Below are 13,350 nucleotides of genomic sequence, written 5' to 3' on the forward strand. Positions count from 1 at the left end.
ATCTCCTCCGTAAAGTTCGGGCGTTAAGACGCAAAAAGGCGCCAGCCCCCTTGGGGCGATGACGCCTTTGTCCCATTTCCGACGTGACCCCGCACGCCATTGTGCGGGACCGTGTCATTTCTCATTGTCAGCTTCGGTCTAATACTTGAAGCGCGCCGGTCTGTCAAGCCGCCGGATGATCGGCGCCCGGGGTTAGAGCTCCTCGGAGAGCAGGATCGCCTCCGCCACCCAGCGCATGGATTTGCGGGTGTCCATGCTGCGCTTCTGGATCCAGCGGTAGGCTTCGGATCCGCTCAACTGTCGCCGGCGCATGAGCACCTCCTTGGCCCGCTCGGTCAGCTTGCGGGTTTCCAGCTCCTCCTGGATGACCCGGGTCTGGACCATCAACTCGGTGTTCAGGATCGCCACCGTCGCCTGGTTGGCCACGGTGGTGATCAGGTTGATTTCGTCCTCCGAAAAACGGTACGGCCGCGAGGTGAAGCAGTTGAGCACGCCGCAGACCCGATCGGCGTTGGCGCGCAGGGGAACCCCCAGCATGGAGACCAGCCCCATCCGACGGGCCATCTCCTTTTCCTTGAAACGCTCGTCTTTGAGAACGTTTTCGATCTGCAGGGGGCGCTGATGGTCGACGACCCAGCCGACGACGCCCTCGTTGAGCCCCAAGCGGCGGTCTTTCACGTAGGCCGGTTCGATGGCCTGGGTGGCCTTGAGACGCATGATGGGGGGGCTGACGGTCTCATCCACCAGCCACAGGGAGCAGATCTCGACGTTCATCACCCGTGCCGTGACCATCACGATCAGCTTGAGAATGTCCTCGATATACAAATCGGAAGTGATGGCCTGACTGATGTTCATCAAGGCCTTGAGGTAGGCATGGTAGGTTTCCGGTTTGTTCTGATCCATCCGCGCAGCCTTTTTTTATCACGACCCCTGCAGCCCCGCGCAGCCGCCGGCACGCGGGTTTCCAGCGGCCCGGCAAGGGGCTTCATCTTAAAGATTTCGCTTGACCAAATCAACAATACAATTTAAAAGGCCACTTTTCAAATAAATCACATTCAGGCATTGTGGCGCGCATGGGCATCCAGGAGAGAAAAGAGCGGGAGCGGGAAAGACGCCGCCAGCAGATCATCGTGGCGGCCAAACGGGTGTTTTCGGAAAAAGGGTTCAGCCGGGCGACCATGGAGGATATCGCCAAGGCGGCGGAGTTGAGCCCGGGAACGCTCTACCTCTATTTCAAGAACAAGGACGAACTCTATGCCTCGCTTTCCATCCGGATCCTGCACTACCTTTTGATCCGCCTGGAGCACGTCGCCAAAGAGGCCAGCACCGACCTGGAGGCCCGCATGGCGAGTCTCAAAAAGGCCCTGCTGGATGTCTACGATTTCGATCCCCTGATGATCATCAACATGTTCCACCTGCAGTCCAGCGAAACCCTGCGCAACCTGTCGCTGGATCTTATGGCGGAAATCGAGGCCCTGTCGCGCAAATCCCTCGGCACCATGGCCCGGATCTTGGAAATGGGCATCCGCGAAGGCGTTTTCATCGACCGCCATCCCGTCGCCTTGGCCGATATCCTGTGGGCCCTTTTCTCTGGGGTTATCCTCTGGGAGGAGAGCAAGAAGGTCATCAATGCCGAAAAGGACTTCGTCCGCCCCACCTTCGAGCTGGCCTTTGATATCTTCGCCCGGGGCCTGCGGGCACCTCAACGGCACTAAAAGAGCCGGGTTATCTCATCGACTTCGAAACACGGCCAGGAAACCGGCCGCCCGTCATAAAGCGCCTCGATTCCCTCGCCGGCCGCCAGCACCTCCCCGATAACGGCCACTGCAACGCCGGCCGAGCGGATGGCCGCCGCCAGGCCATCGGCGGCCGCGGCGGCGCAGGTGATTAGAAGGCTGCCGGAGCCGATCAGCCCCAGCGGGTTGAGCCCCAGGAGATCGGTCAGCTTGCGGGTTTCGGGCAATATCGGGATCCGCTCCATGTCCACCCGGATGCGATGCCCGCCCGCCTCCCCCAGTTCCTTGAGCGCTGCCGCCAGCCCCCCCTCGGTGACGTCGTGCATGGCGCTGACCCCCGGCGTGTCGGCGGCGATGCGGGCTTCGGTGATGATGCTGATCTGCTCCAGAAACTGCCGGCAGGCCTCGATTTCATCGGCGCCCACGCCCAGCGCCGCCAGCCGCCGCCCGAACTCGCGGGCGATGATGGCGGTGCCTTCCACCGCAACACCCTTGGTGAGCAGCACCTGGTCGCCGGGGGCCATGTTGCGTTTGTCCACCAGCGCGGCGCACGCGACGGTGCCGGCCAGCATCCCGATCACCACCGGGCGGGTGACCGCATCGGTGATTTCGGTGTGCCCGCCGCAAAGCGTGATCCCCCAACGCTGGCAGGTGGCCCGCAGCTCGTTCATCACCCGCCAGATTTCGGCGCCGGTGACCCCCCGCGGAAACAACAGGGTGGTCAGCAGCCAGCGCGGCACGGCCCCAGAGGTGGCAATGTCGTTGGCGTTGACAACCACCGCATACTGGCCGATGGCATCGGTGGCGAAGGTGATCGGATCGGATTTCAGCACCAGCACCTCATCGGAGGTCACGTCCACCGCGGCCGTGTCCTCACCGACGCCCGGTTTGACGATCATGGCGGGATCCTCGAAGGGCAGCTGGGTGAAAAAGGCCCGCAAAAGGGCGTTGGGCAGCTTACCGCAGGGCAGCACGCGCCCCATGCCCAGGATCGGCATCAGTTCCCCGAGGCTTGCGATGGTGAAGTCGCTCTGCAGGCGAATGGCCGCGGAATGCTCGCGGTTGTCCAGGAAAACGGTCACGGCTCCGGCCCGCTGACCGGCCTCCACGTCGAACACATAATCCCCCACCATCAGGATTTCCTGGGGCGCCACGGCCAGCGTCCGGGCCGCCAGCAGAATGCCGTCGGCACTGGGTTTGGGGCGCACAGGAGCATCGCGGGAAACGATCAGGTCGAAATCCGTCACGCCGAGCCCGCTGAAATTCTCCAGCGCACGGGCCACCGAGCGGGCGCAGTTGCGGGTCACGATGCCCACCTTGAGGCCCCGCCGGCGCAGCTCACGCAGGATCTGCTCGGCCTCGGGGTTGGGCAGCGAGCGTGCGGCGGCCGCCATCTCGAAGCACTCCAGATCAGCGGCGGCGGCCTCACGCTGGCCGCCGACCGGCAGAGCCTCGAGAAACTCGAGCACCGGCATGTCGGCCGGGCAGCCGATGGCCGCCTTGAAGGTGCCAAAATCCAGGGCACCGGGCAGGGTCAGGGTGCCGTCAAAATCAAAGAGTACCGCCCGGATCACAAAGGGGATCGGGATCATATCGGATCGCTTTCCGGAAAGGGCGCCAGCGCCCCTGCCTGCAGCTTGGAATGCGGGACTATCGGGGCTGCGATCACCCGGCGCCGGGCCGCAAGACCCTGGGCGCAAAGGTCAGGGTCGCGAAATAATCCGCCGGCGTCTCCTCCCGCCGTATCAGTTCCACCGTGCCGTCGCTACGTAGCAGCAGTTCCTTGGGACGCAGCTTGCCGTTGTAGTTGAAGCCCATGGAATGCCCGTGCGCACCGGTATCCTGAATCAGCAGCAGATCCCCGGGAACGATGTCCGGCAGCGGGCGCTGGACAGCGAACTTGTCGTTGTTCTCGCACAGCGATCCCACCACATCCACCACCCGCTCGTTTTTACCCTGGGGTTTGCCCACGACCTCGATGTGGTGGTAGGCGCCGTACATTCCCGGGCGCATCAGTGCCGACATGCAGGCGTCCACGCCGATATAGCGCCGGTAAATGTTCTTTTCATTGATGGCGGTGGTCACCAGAACCCCGTGGGGCCCGGTCACGTAGCGCCCGCTTTCGAGAAAGAGCTTGGGCTGATACCCGTGCTGGTCTTCAAAGGCCGCCAGCAGGGCCGTGATCTGAAGCCCCATCCCGGCGAGGTCCAGGGGTGTTTCTTCAGGCCGGTAGGGTATCCCCAGGCCGCCGCCGATGTTGATGAACTCGAAGACAATCCCCAGTTCGGCGCTGATGCGCTCCACCTCTTGGAGCAGCATACGGGTGGTTTCCACCATATAATCCGCCTGAAGTTCGTTGGAAACCAGCATCGTGTGGAGCCCGAAGCGGCGGGCGCCGCGCTCCCGCGCCAATCGGTAGGCATCCACCAGCTGTTCGTGACTGACCCCGTACTTGGCCTCTTCGGGCTTGCCAATGATCGCGTTGCCGCCCCGACGGGGGCCGGGGTTGTAGCGAAAACAGATCAGTTCGGGCATCTGCGGGACCTTGGGCACCAGAGTGATGTCGTCCAGGTTGAGCAGGCAGCCGCCCTCGGCCGCGGCCAGTTGGAACTCCTCGCGGGTGGTGTTGTTGGAGGTGAACATGATCTCCTCACCCCGGGCGCCCACATCCCGGCTGAGGGTCAACTCGGTGCTCGAACTGCAGTCGAAACCGAAACCGACTTGGCGGATCAGCGCCAGCACCGCAGGGTTGGGCAGCGCCTTGACGGCGTAATATTCTTGGAAAAAGCTTGCCCCGGCAAAGGCCTTTTTGAGGGTCTGACAGGTGTTTAGGATTCCCTTTTCGTCGTAGATGTGAAACGGGGTGCCGAAGAAATCGACGATCTTCGCCAGCCGAGGGGTCAGGCGGTTTTTGAAATCAGCGGACATGGGCATGGGGCGGTACCTCCTGGCGGGTGCCAAAGGGCGGCGATGAGGCCAAAGTCCAGCTTCCGGGAGGCGCTGCGGCTTCAGGCCGCTGCGACGTTGTTTGGCAACGTCCGGTTTCGGGCGCTTTGGCGGTTCTTAGAGGTTAAGCCGGGGCTTCCGGCGGAATCTGAAAGGTTTCCTTGTAGGTGGTCAGGGCGATGCGGGTGCGGGTGGCGCCAATACCTTCCAGCGGGGCGATCTGCTCCCGCAGGACCTGCCCCAGCTCGCGGGTCCCGCCGACCCGCAGCTTGAGAAAAAAGCCGTCCTCGCCTGAAAGGTAATGGACTTCCTGGACCGCCGGGATGGCCGCCAGGCGACGGCCAAGGGCGTCGTCGCCGCCGGGGCGGGCGCTGCCCACCGAGACGAATGCCACCATTTCGCGGCCGAAGCGCGCCGGGTTCAGGCGCACCTCGTAGCCGTCGATGATCCCCAGCTTCTCCAACTTGCGGATGCGCTCCAGCACGGCCGAGGGTGCCATGCCCACCTTGCGTGCGACCTCCACGTTGGGGATGCGGGCCTTTTTCTGCAAGATCCGGATAATCTGAAGACTAATTTCGTCAATCATTCTTTATTCCAAGTTTTTTTTCAGCTATTATTCGTATTATACCTCCTTGTCAAGACTATTATTTACGTAAAGCAATCAATTAAAGAATAATATCCGCCGCGCCGTCTGCATGCCCGGCTGGTGCACCGGTCAATTTTCACTTTACATTTCGGGGGTGATCCACTATGAGCTTAACATATCGAATATTTTCATAAACCTACCCAATAGAGCCGCTCGGCCGCGGCCGCACCAGGGGGTGGAAGCAGCTCCGGGGGTTGCAGCCCTGATCCGAAACCGCCAAAGCAAACCACAAGGAGGAGACCCATTATGGACGCAATCAGACGCATTTTGTTGGTAGTCTTCCTGGCGCTGCCCCTGACGGGCGTTTTCACGGCCATGGCAATGGAACCCATCGGCATGGGGATCATCACCGGCGGCACCAAGGGCACCTATTTTCAGTTTGGCCTGGATATGCAAAAGCTGCTGAAGCCCCAAGGGTTCGATCTCAGCGTTTACGATTCCTCCGGGTCGGTGGAAAACATCTTCGCCGTTTACCAGCGGCCGCGCACCCAGATGGGGATCGTGCAGTCCGACGTCCTGGCCTTTGTGGCCAAAGTGCAGACGGACCCGGTATTGCAGCGCATCGCCAACCGCATCAAGATGGTCTTTCCCCTCTACAACGAGGAAATTCACCTCCTGGGGCGCAGCGACATCAGCGAGTTTGACGATCTCGCCGGGCGCCGGGTGGCCATCGGACAGGACGGCAGCGGCACCTATCTCACCGCCAAGCTGCTCTTCGAGGTGTCCGAGGTGGCCCCGGCGGAGATGGTCAATATCGGCACCGACGAGGCCCTGGCCGAACTCAAGGCGGGCCGCATCGACGCCATGTTCTACGTGGCGGGCTTTCCGGTGAAACTTTTCCGGGAGGGGGTTACGGCCGCAGACGAGCTGGCCCTGGTGCCCATTTTGAACAAGAACATTCTCGAGTTTTACCCGGCGGGCGAGATACCGGCCGGCACCTATGAATGGCAAGCTGCCGCGGTCAGCACCGCAGCGGTCAAGGCCGTGCTGATTTCCTACGACTTCCGCAGGGCCAACTGTGAATATGTCGGGCGCGTGGCCCGCATCATCGCCGACAACCTGGCCTGGTTGCGCCAAAACGGCCACCCCAAATGGCAGGCGGTGGATATCGACTACCCCCTCAAGGGGTGGGAGCAGTATGATTGCGTCCGGAACTACCTGGACCGCAGCCTCCCCCAGGAAACCAAGCCCCCGGCCGAAATCAACCCGGTTCTGGACGCCATCAAACGCATGCTCTAATGCCGGCAGGTCCTGCCGGCAGTCGTCTGGAACGGCTTCCCCGGTTTTATAGCCGCAAGCGAGGATCATCCGCGTCATGTACCTGGCCTACTACAACCTCAGCGCCAAGCCGTTTCAGATCAGCACCGACCCGGCCTTCCTGTGGCTGGGCCCCAAACACCGCGAAGCCCTGTCCACCCTGAGATACGGGGTGATGGACAACCGCGGTTTTCTGCTGCTGACCGGGGATGTCGGCACCGGCAAGACAACCCTGATTCATGCGCTGCTCAAAAGCCTCTCCCAGGAGGTGGTGGCGGCCAGCGTGCCGGACCCCGGGCTGTCACCACTGGACTTTTTCAACTATATCTCGCGGGGGTTTCATTTCGGCACGCGCTTCGCCTCCAAAGGCGATTTTTTGGATCATTTCATCGATTTTCTGGAAAGATCGCATGCGGCCCACAAAAAGGTACTGCTGATCATCGACGAGTCCCAGCGCCTGACCTCCGAACTGCTGGAGGAAATCCGGCTGCTGTCCAATATCGAGAAGTACGAAAACAAGCTGCTCAACATTTTTTTTGTGGGCCAAAACGAATTCAATCAGTTTCTGATGCTGCCGGAACACAAAGCCATCCGTCAGCGGATCACCATCAACTATCACATCACCCCGTTAACCGAAATCGAAACCGGGGCCTACGTCCGCCATCGGCTCAAGGTGGCCGGCGCCCGGATGGAGATCTTCGATGAGGGCGGCATCGGCGAGGTCTTTCGTTTTTCCAGCGGCTACCCCCGGCTGATCAACATCATTTGCGACCATGCGCTGCTTTCCGGGTTTATCAAAAGCGCGGAGGTCGTGACGGCGGCGATTGTGAGCGACTGCGCCGCCGATCTGACCCTGCCGCAACGCGACGTTCTGCAAGCCGAGATCGCCAAGACCGAGCGGCCGGAGCCCCCCCTGCCGGCCGCCGTGCGGGAGTCGGGCCCGGCCGCACCAGCCCCGCAGCGAAACCGCTGGCAGCGTTCCGCCCTGCTGGTGGCGCTTCTCGCAGCGCTGCTGCTGGGCCTTTTCGGGCTTTACCCCCAGGGCTTCGAACGCCTGAAGACATTGTGGCACAGCCAGTTTCAGGGGATGACGGCCGGCACCGGGGCCCCCCCGCCGACCCAAGTCGCCCCGGAACCGCCCCCCCCGGCTGGGGCGCCCGGCACCCCGCCGCTTCCCTCCCCGAAACCGCCGGCGACACCCGCCCCGGAAACCCCAAAGCCTCCGGCCGCAACAGCCGCCGCGCCACAAACCGCAACTCCTTTGAAGCCGGTTGCAGCAACGCCACCCGCCGAGCCCGTTTCAGCGACACCCGCAGCGCCCGCCGAAACCGCCGCCGGCACCCCGCCGGTTTCCCCCGTGAAACCTCCGGCGACGCCCACTCCGAAGACCCCAAAGCCGCCGGCCGCAACAGCCGCCGCTCCCCAAACCGCAGCCCCCCGGAAGCCGGTTGCAGCACCCCCACCCGCCGAGACCGTTACAGCGGCACCCGCAGCGCCCGCCGAAACCGCCGCCGGCACCCCGGCACCCGACGGAGACCCGGATAAACCGCTGCCGACTGTCCCGATGGAACCGCAGCCTCCGCCCGCTGGGCTCGAAGACCAGCGAGGCGCGCAAAATTTCGAACAAAAAGACGCACGAAAGCCGCTTCCGGCCAAGGCTGCAACCGAGGAGCTGCGGCAAGAAGACGCCGACGCCGACGCCGGTTCGGATCCGGGGGACATCATTGATTGGGTGCTGGAAAAAAACAAACGGCGGCAATAGCGAGGGGATGCCGCCATACGGCTTGGGCAGCGGCGGAGCGTTTGGGGGGAAGATTCCCGAGGGTGGAATTTTTTTTGCTGCGGCAACGCAGCCGCCAGGTGCCGGGAAACGTCACCAGCGGGCGGGACCGATACGGACGCGAACCATGGCTGAAAGCACTTGGGAATTGCCGGGGCGGCGGGGTCAGCGGTGATATGCGCCTTGCCCAAACCGGCGGCCGGGAGAGCGACTATCCTGGAAGCGTTCCGATGCCCATCGGGTCGGGGCCGTCAGCGGCGAACGGCTCTCACCGCCCCGCACTGCCAGTCGGCCATCTGGTCCACCTGCCAATCGGTTTCGCTGCGGGCCGAGACCACATCCACCACCCGACTCCAACCGTCCGAATAGCGGGTATAGTTTTTGGAGGTCCAGTACCAGACCGCGCCACCGGGGGTCGGAAAGCGCGGCGCTTTTTCGTGAATCCCGGCCAATTCTTCGACGGTGGGCAGGCGCCAGTCCGAAAAACCGCCGACGGCGAGATTCTCCACATATCTCGCGGCGGCCGTGTAATCCAGGCATTGGCCGGTGTCGGCACGCGAGTCCAGCAGACACCAGGTGAGACCGGTTTGGGTGTCCAGCACGGTCCCGGGCTGTTTTTCCTGGAACCGGCCGCCGGTTGCCGCCAGCTGGCTGCGAAGGGCGCCGGCAATCACCTGCCGCTTGCGCTCCAGTGCCTGTTGCTCCAGCCGGGCGATTTTTTCATCGATCACCGGCCGCAGACTGCTGTTGGGATAGGCTTTGAGATAATCGACATAGACGGCCCGGGCGCCGGCCAGGTCATCACCGGCGGCCGCCGCCTTGGCGCTCAGACGGGCCAGGATCTCTTCGCCTCGCTGGTTGCGCCGAGCGGTTTCCTGCAGCTCTTCAACGACGGCGGTGCGGGGGTTTTCGGGGTATAGATCGATGAAGCGCTGGCAGAGGGAGATCGCCGCGGCCCAGTGGCCTTGGGCACGAAGTACGCCAAGCTGTTTTTCCAGGGCCAGAAAATACTCCGCGCTCATATCGTCCAAACGCCTGCGAACCTCATCGCGGTGACGGCCCCGGGGGTGGGCGTCTAAGTATGTCCGACAGGCGGCAATACGCTCTTCGACCTCCGCCGGGGCCGCGGCCTCGACGGCTCTGAAATCCGCATCATCGAGGGCCTCTGCGGCCGCGCGGGTGCGCTCCGCGACAATTTTGGCGCACGGAGTCGCGGCATACTGCTGACCGAGGGCCTGGTAGTGCGCGAGAGCCTCCGCGGGCCGCGCCGCTTCCGCCTGGGCGTCGGCCTCGGCAAGGGCTTGACGGCACGCCACCTCCTCCAGGGCCTGTCTTACGGACAGCAGTTTTTCCCGGATCTCGGCGGTGTATTTGGCCCCTTCATGGGCGGCCAGATAATCCTGGAGAAGCATTTCTTTCTTGCCGAGATCCGGCTGCCCATCGACCTGCGCCATCAGCTGGCCGAAATCGGCCTTGGCGCGGCTGACCCCCAGCATCCAGGCCGAAGCAGCGCCCAGCACCACCAGCAGCGCCAGCACCATGAAGGACATGGCCAACCTGCGCTTCAAGTTGGTGGCGGCTTTTTTGGGCCCCAGGATCGCCCAGTTTTTCTGCCGGCAGTAGTCCTCGATATAGGCGCGGGCCTCATCGCCGTCCATGCCGTAATCCACGGCGGCCTTGACCAGCACCTCGAAATACTCCGGCTTGATTTCACCGTCCAGACCGGCGACGTCGATGTCGGCGTTCAGGGCCGTCAGCTTCGAGCGCGCCCGGGAATAGTCGTAAGACTGGCGGCTTTCCTCGCTTTTGAAAATCTGCAGACACTGCCCGGCGAGAACCTCGCCGGCGGTTGTAACGGCATCCTTGCGGGCGACCTGACGGTAATGGGCCTCAACGGTCCGCGCCTTGACCTGCAACTCCTCCAGCCGCGCCCCGTTGGAAGCGTCGAGAAACGCGTAGAGGGATTTCTTGCCAACGACCTTGAGGTTGGCGTTGATGACCTTTTCGATGGCCTTGTCCAGCGGTTTGGCCCGCCCCTTTTCGTTGACGCCGCCTTTGCGAACCGGCACCTTGAGCCGTTTGCGGACCGCCTCCTCGCTGACCGCCAGCATCTTGGCCAGCTTGGCGACCTCTTCGGCGGTGACGTAGCCTTTGCTGGCCCGAATGCTGAGATGTTTGTCGAGCTGGGCGATCTTTTCCTTCTGCTTCAGCCGGATGCGGTTGCGAATCTCGGTCTCTTGGATCCCGTGCAACTCGGCCAGCTTGAAAACCTCCTCTTTCGTGATGTAGCCCTTGCTCATCCGGATCTCGAGATGGCGGTCGATGGCGGCAAATTTTTTGGCGTCGCGCTGGCGCGTCAGTTCGAGGGCCGCTCGGGCTTCTTTATCGCGGAGTTCGGGGTCTGACATGACCCGTCGAATTTCGGGGATCAGGCCGATGTATTTCTTGGCCAGAATGGCCTTGGTGGGGTGATTGCGAAATTGGCTCCAGCGGGCCTGCATCTTCTTGATGGCGGTTTCGATCCGGTGCAGATCCGTCTCGGGCGGATCCACCGCAAGCTCCAGCAGCAAATAAAAATTTTCCCGCTCCATAGACTGCCTCTGTTTCAACTTCGCTCACTCAGCCGGCCGCTCCGGGGTTGCCGGTTGTCACAAGATAAAAACAAGCCCCGCCGTGCCCCCCCGGTGATGGTCGCGGCTTTAATAGACCACCAGGCTCTGGCTGCGCATCTTGGCCGCTGCCAGCTCCTCGCCCTGGATGACGGAGGCGGTCTCGATGGAGGCGTCCACCTGGCGGCCCTCGGTGGATTCCACCGCCTTGATCTTCAAGCGCCCCTCCTTGTTCAGATTGAAGGAGATATCCACGGGGGTGTCGGCGGCCAGGCCGCGCGGAAGCCGCATAACGGCCGTGCCGATTTCGATGGCATACTCCGGCGGGATGCTCTTTTCACTGGTCTCGGCCTCCATGATGCGAATCAGGACCGTTTCCTGGTCATCCACCGCGGTGAAGAACCGTTTGGCAGCCTCCACCGGCACACCGGTGTTGCGCAAAATCACGCTGTAGACGATCTCCTCGTTTTGGGCGTTGTTGACGACGATGCCGAAGCTCTTGCTGGTGACGTCCTTTACCTTGACCAGCGAACTTTTGACCGACGGCAGGGTGTAGCCCTCTTCGTCGGCTATCTCCTGGGCGGCCGCTTCGACCTCTTCGGGGTTGAGTGCGACATCCCCTTGCAGTTCCTCCACCTTGCGATTGGTTTTGGCCGCAATGCGGCGCACCAGACCATCGTTCAGGGAGAGTTTCCAGCCGAAAATCGCCGCCCCCTTGGCCACCGCCTCATCCGGATCGAAGATCTTGGGTTCTTTGCCGAACTCTTGCTGGATACGCGCGGCGACCTGGGGCATTCGGGTGGAGCCGCCGACGAGGATGATCTCATCAAAATTATTATAACCTTTTTTCTTGGCCTCCTCCAGCATCTCATGGGTCAGATGGACGGTGCGCTCCAGCAGATCCGAAGTGATCTCCTCGAACTTGCTGCGCTGCAGCTCGACTTTGACCCGCTCACCGCCGTGGGTGATTGAAATAGGCGTTTTTTCTCGCTGAGAAAGAACCTTTTTGGCTTTTTCAGCGGAAAGCTGCAGGTCCTGACAGGTGTCCGGGTCCTCCAGGATTTCCTCATCGCTGCCGGTCTGGCTCTGAAATTCCTGTACCAGGTAGGCCACGATACGATCGTCCCAGTCCTTGCCGCCGAGGTTGTGATCGCCACCGGTGCAGATCACCTGGATGGCGTCGGGCTGGATATCGATCAGGGTGATATCGAAGGTGCCGCCGCCAAGGTCATAGACCATCACCACCCGTTTGTCGGAAATCGCAACAGTGCCATAGGCGATGGCCGCCGCGGTGGGTTCGTTGATGATCTGGCGGACATTGAAGCCCGCAATCTCACCGGCCATGCGGGTGGCTTCGCGTTCGTTGATACCGAAATAGGCCGGGCAGGTGATGACCACGTCGGTGATCTTCGACCCCAGGCTCTGCTCGGCGTCCTGGGCGACCTTGCGCAGGATGTAACTGGAAATTTCCTCGGCGCGATAGGTCTTGTCGTCGTAGCTGAACAGATAGTCAGGTTCACCCATGGAGCGTTTGATGAAGCTGACCACCTCATTGGGGTAGATCTTGCTGCTTTCCTTGGCCACGTCGCCGACGACGATATTGCCCCCGTCGAAAAACACAACGGAGGGGGTAACCCGCTGGTTTTCGGCATTGGGCACCACCACCGCCTTGCCGTACTCGTCCACATAGGCGATGGAGGTATAGGTGGTGCCGAGGTCGATCCCGAAAATCCTCTTCATCTGATCACTCATTGATGGCCCTCATTGCGAAAGAAATTAATTGCCCTTGTAATCGTAGACTGCGACCATTTCCGGCCGAATCACCTTTCCCTCCCACTCGTAGCCGCAGCGCAGGCTCTCAGCGACCCTTTTGTCCTTTTCGGGATCGGCTGTGGCGACTTTTTTGGCCGCCCGCTGGCGAGTGGGATCAAACCCATCCCCCGGGCAGATGAAGGATTTCACCCCCTGCCAGTAAAAGATGTCCTCCAGGTCGGATGGAATGGTTTCCAGAAACTTGAAGATCTTGACCGGATCGCGGACTTCGGAATCCAGTGAGCGGTAGTGCCGCAGCCACTTGCGGATGTCGTCGATGACCTTGATCACGTCCATCAGCACCGACATCAGATGCTTCTTGACGATATCGTTTTTGTATTCCTGCAACTCCTGGTGGAGGGTGTCGATGATGTGCTCTTTGTGGGCATCGTACTTGAGTTTGGCCTGAAACTCGCCCACCAGATGGTCCATGCCGGCCTGCAGCCCGTCCAGCCGGTTTAGCAGTCCCCCCATGCCCTCGGCAGCGACCGCCTCCGGCCCAGACTCGGCCGCATCCCGCGGCGGCAGCGCAGCCCCTGCCGGCGCGTCCTGAATCGCCATATC

At 62.0% G+C, this 13,350-nt stretch carries 10 protein-coding genes; 3 read left to right on the forward strand and 7 right to left on the reverse strand.

What is annotated here, in order from left to right:
- Positions 1–192: 192 nt before the first annotated feature.
- Entirely contained in the window at positions 193–903 is a 711-nt protein-coding gene (locus LJE63_05875) for a GAF domain-containing protein (GenBank protein MCG6906137.1), read from the reverse strand.
- A gap of 170 nt (positions 904–1,073) precedes the next feature.
- Here LJE63_05875 and LJE63_05880 point away from each other — a divergent pair, with 170 nt between their 5' ends.
- Positions 1,074–1,715, forward strand: a complete 642-nt coding sequence (locus LJE63_05880) for a TetR/AcrR family transcriptional regulator; helix-turn-helix transcriptional regulator (GenBank protein MCG6906138.1) — start codon at positions 1,074–1,076, stop codon at positions 1,713–1,715.
- Here LJE63_05880 and LJE63_05885 read toward each other — a convergent pair.
- The 3 genes from LJE63_05885 to LJE63_05895 all read right to left on the reverse strand — a co-directional run bounded on the left by LJE63_05885 (position 1,712) and on the right by LJE63_05895 (position 5,268).
- Entirely contained in the window at positions 1,712–3,328 is a 1,617-nt protein-coding gene (locus LJE63_05885) for an HAD-IA family hydrolase (GenBank protein ID MCG6906139.1), read from the reverse strand. The genes LJE63_05880 and LJE63_05885 overlap by 4 nt on opposite strands.
- A gap of 73 nt (positions 3,329–3,401) precedes the next feature.
- Entirely contained in the window at positions 3,402–4,670 is a 1,269-nt protein-coding gene (locus LJE63_05890) for a diaminopimelate decarboxylase (GenBank protein MCG6906140.1), read from the reverse strand.
- A gap of 136 nt (positions 4,671–4,806) precedes the next feature.
- A complete protein-coding gene (locus LJE63_05895; GenBank protein ID MCG6906141.1) occupies positions 4,807–5,268 on the reverse strand; it encodes an Lrp/AsnC family transcriptional regulator in 462 nt (153 codons plus the stop codon).
- 306 nt (positions 5,269–5,574) lie between these two features.
- Here LJE63_05895 and LJE63_05900 point away from each other — a divergent pair, with 306 nt between their 5' ends.
- Together LJE63_05900 and LJE63_05905 are read left to right on the forward strand one after the other, a co-directional pair.
- Complete coding sequence (locus tag LJE63_05900) at positions 5,575–6,567, forward strand: TAXI family TRAP transporter solute-binding subunit (protein ID MCG6906142.1); 993 nt, start codon at positions 5,575–5,577, stop codon at positions 6,565–6,567.
- 76 nt (positions 6,568–6,643) lie between these two features.
- Positions 6,644–8,347 carry an AAA family ATPase gene (locus LJE63_05905; GenBank protein MCG6906143.1) on the forward strand — a complete coding sequence of 568 codons (1,704 nt, stop codon included), beginning with the start codon at positions 6,644–6,646 and terminating at the stop codon, positions 8,345–8,347.
- A gap of 269 nt (positions 8,348–8,616) precedes the next feature.
- On the opposite strand, the gene LJE63_05910 is transcribed toward LJE63_05905, so the two are convergent.
- The 3 genes from LJE63_05910 to LJE63_05920 all read right to left on the reverse strand — a co-directional run.
- Positions 8,617–10,956, reverse strand: coding sequence for a DUF1566 domain-containing protein (locus LJE63_05910; GenBank protein ID MCG6906144.1), 2,340 nt, complete (start codon positions 10,954–10,956; stop codon positions 8,617–8,619).
- Between the two features lie 108 nt (positions 10,957–11,064).
- Positions 11,065–12,726 (reverse strand): Hsp70 family protein, encoded by a 1,662-nt coding sequence (locus LJE63_05915; protein ID MCG6906145.1) that lies wholly within the window; start codon positions 12,724–12,726, stop codon positions 11,065–11,067.
- Between the two features lie 24 nt (positions 12,727–12,750).
- On the reverse strand, positions 12,751–13,350 hold a 600-nt coding region (locus tag LJE63_05920), incomplete at its 5' end, for a nucleotide exchange factor GrpE (protein MCG6906146.1).

This window comes from Desulfobacteraceae bacterium, assembly GCA_022340425.1.
Classification (GTDB): domain Bacteria; phylum Desulfobacterota; class Desulfobacteria; order Desulfobacterales; family JAABRJ01; genus JAABRJ01.

Excerpts from the sequence above, each read along its gene's own strand:
- LJE63_05875 (MCG6906137.1), bottom strand. The coding sequence starts at position 903 with ATGGATCAGAACAAACCGGAAACCTACCATGCCTACCTCAAGGCCTTG.
- LJE63_05880 (MCG6906138.1), top strand. The coding sequence starts at position 1,074 with ATGGGCATCCAGGAGAGAAAAGAGCGGGAGCGGGAAAGACGCCGCCAG.
- LJE63_05885 (MCG6906139.1), bottom strand. The coding sequence starts at position 3,328 with ATGATCCCGATCCCCTTTGTGATCCGGGCGGTACTCTTTGATTTTGAC.
- LJE63_05890 (MCG6906140.1), bottom strand. The coding sequence starts at position 4,670 with ATGCCCATGTCCGCTGATTTCAAAAACCGCCTGACCCCTCGGCTGGCG.
- LJE63_05895 (MCG6906141.1), bottom strand. The coding sequence starts at position 5,268 with ATGATTGACGAAATTAGTCTTCAGATTATCCGGATCTTGCAGAAAAAG.
- LJE63_05900 (MCG6906142.1), top strand. The coding sequence starts at position 5,575 with ATGGACGCAATCAGACGCATTTTGTTGGTAGTCTTCCTGGCGCTGCCC.
- LJE63_05905 (MCG6906143.1), top strand. The coding sequence starts at position 6,644 with ATGTACCTGGCCTACTACAACCTCAGCGCCAAGCCGTTTCAGATCAGC.
- LJE63_05910 (MCG6906144.1), bottom strand. The coding sequence starts at position 10,956 with ATGGAGCGGGAAAATTTTTATTTGCTGCTGGAGCTTGCGGTGGATCCG.
- LJE63_05915 (MCG6906145.1), bottom strand. The coding sequence starts at position 12,726 with ATGAGTGATCAGATGAAGAGGATTTTCGGGATCGACCTCGGCACCACC.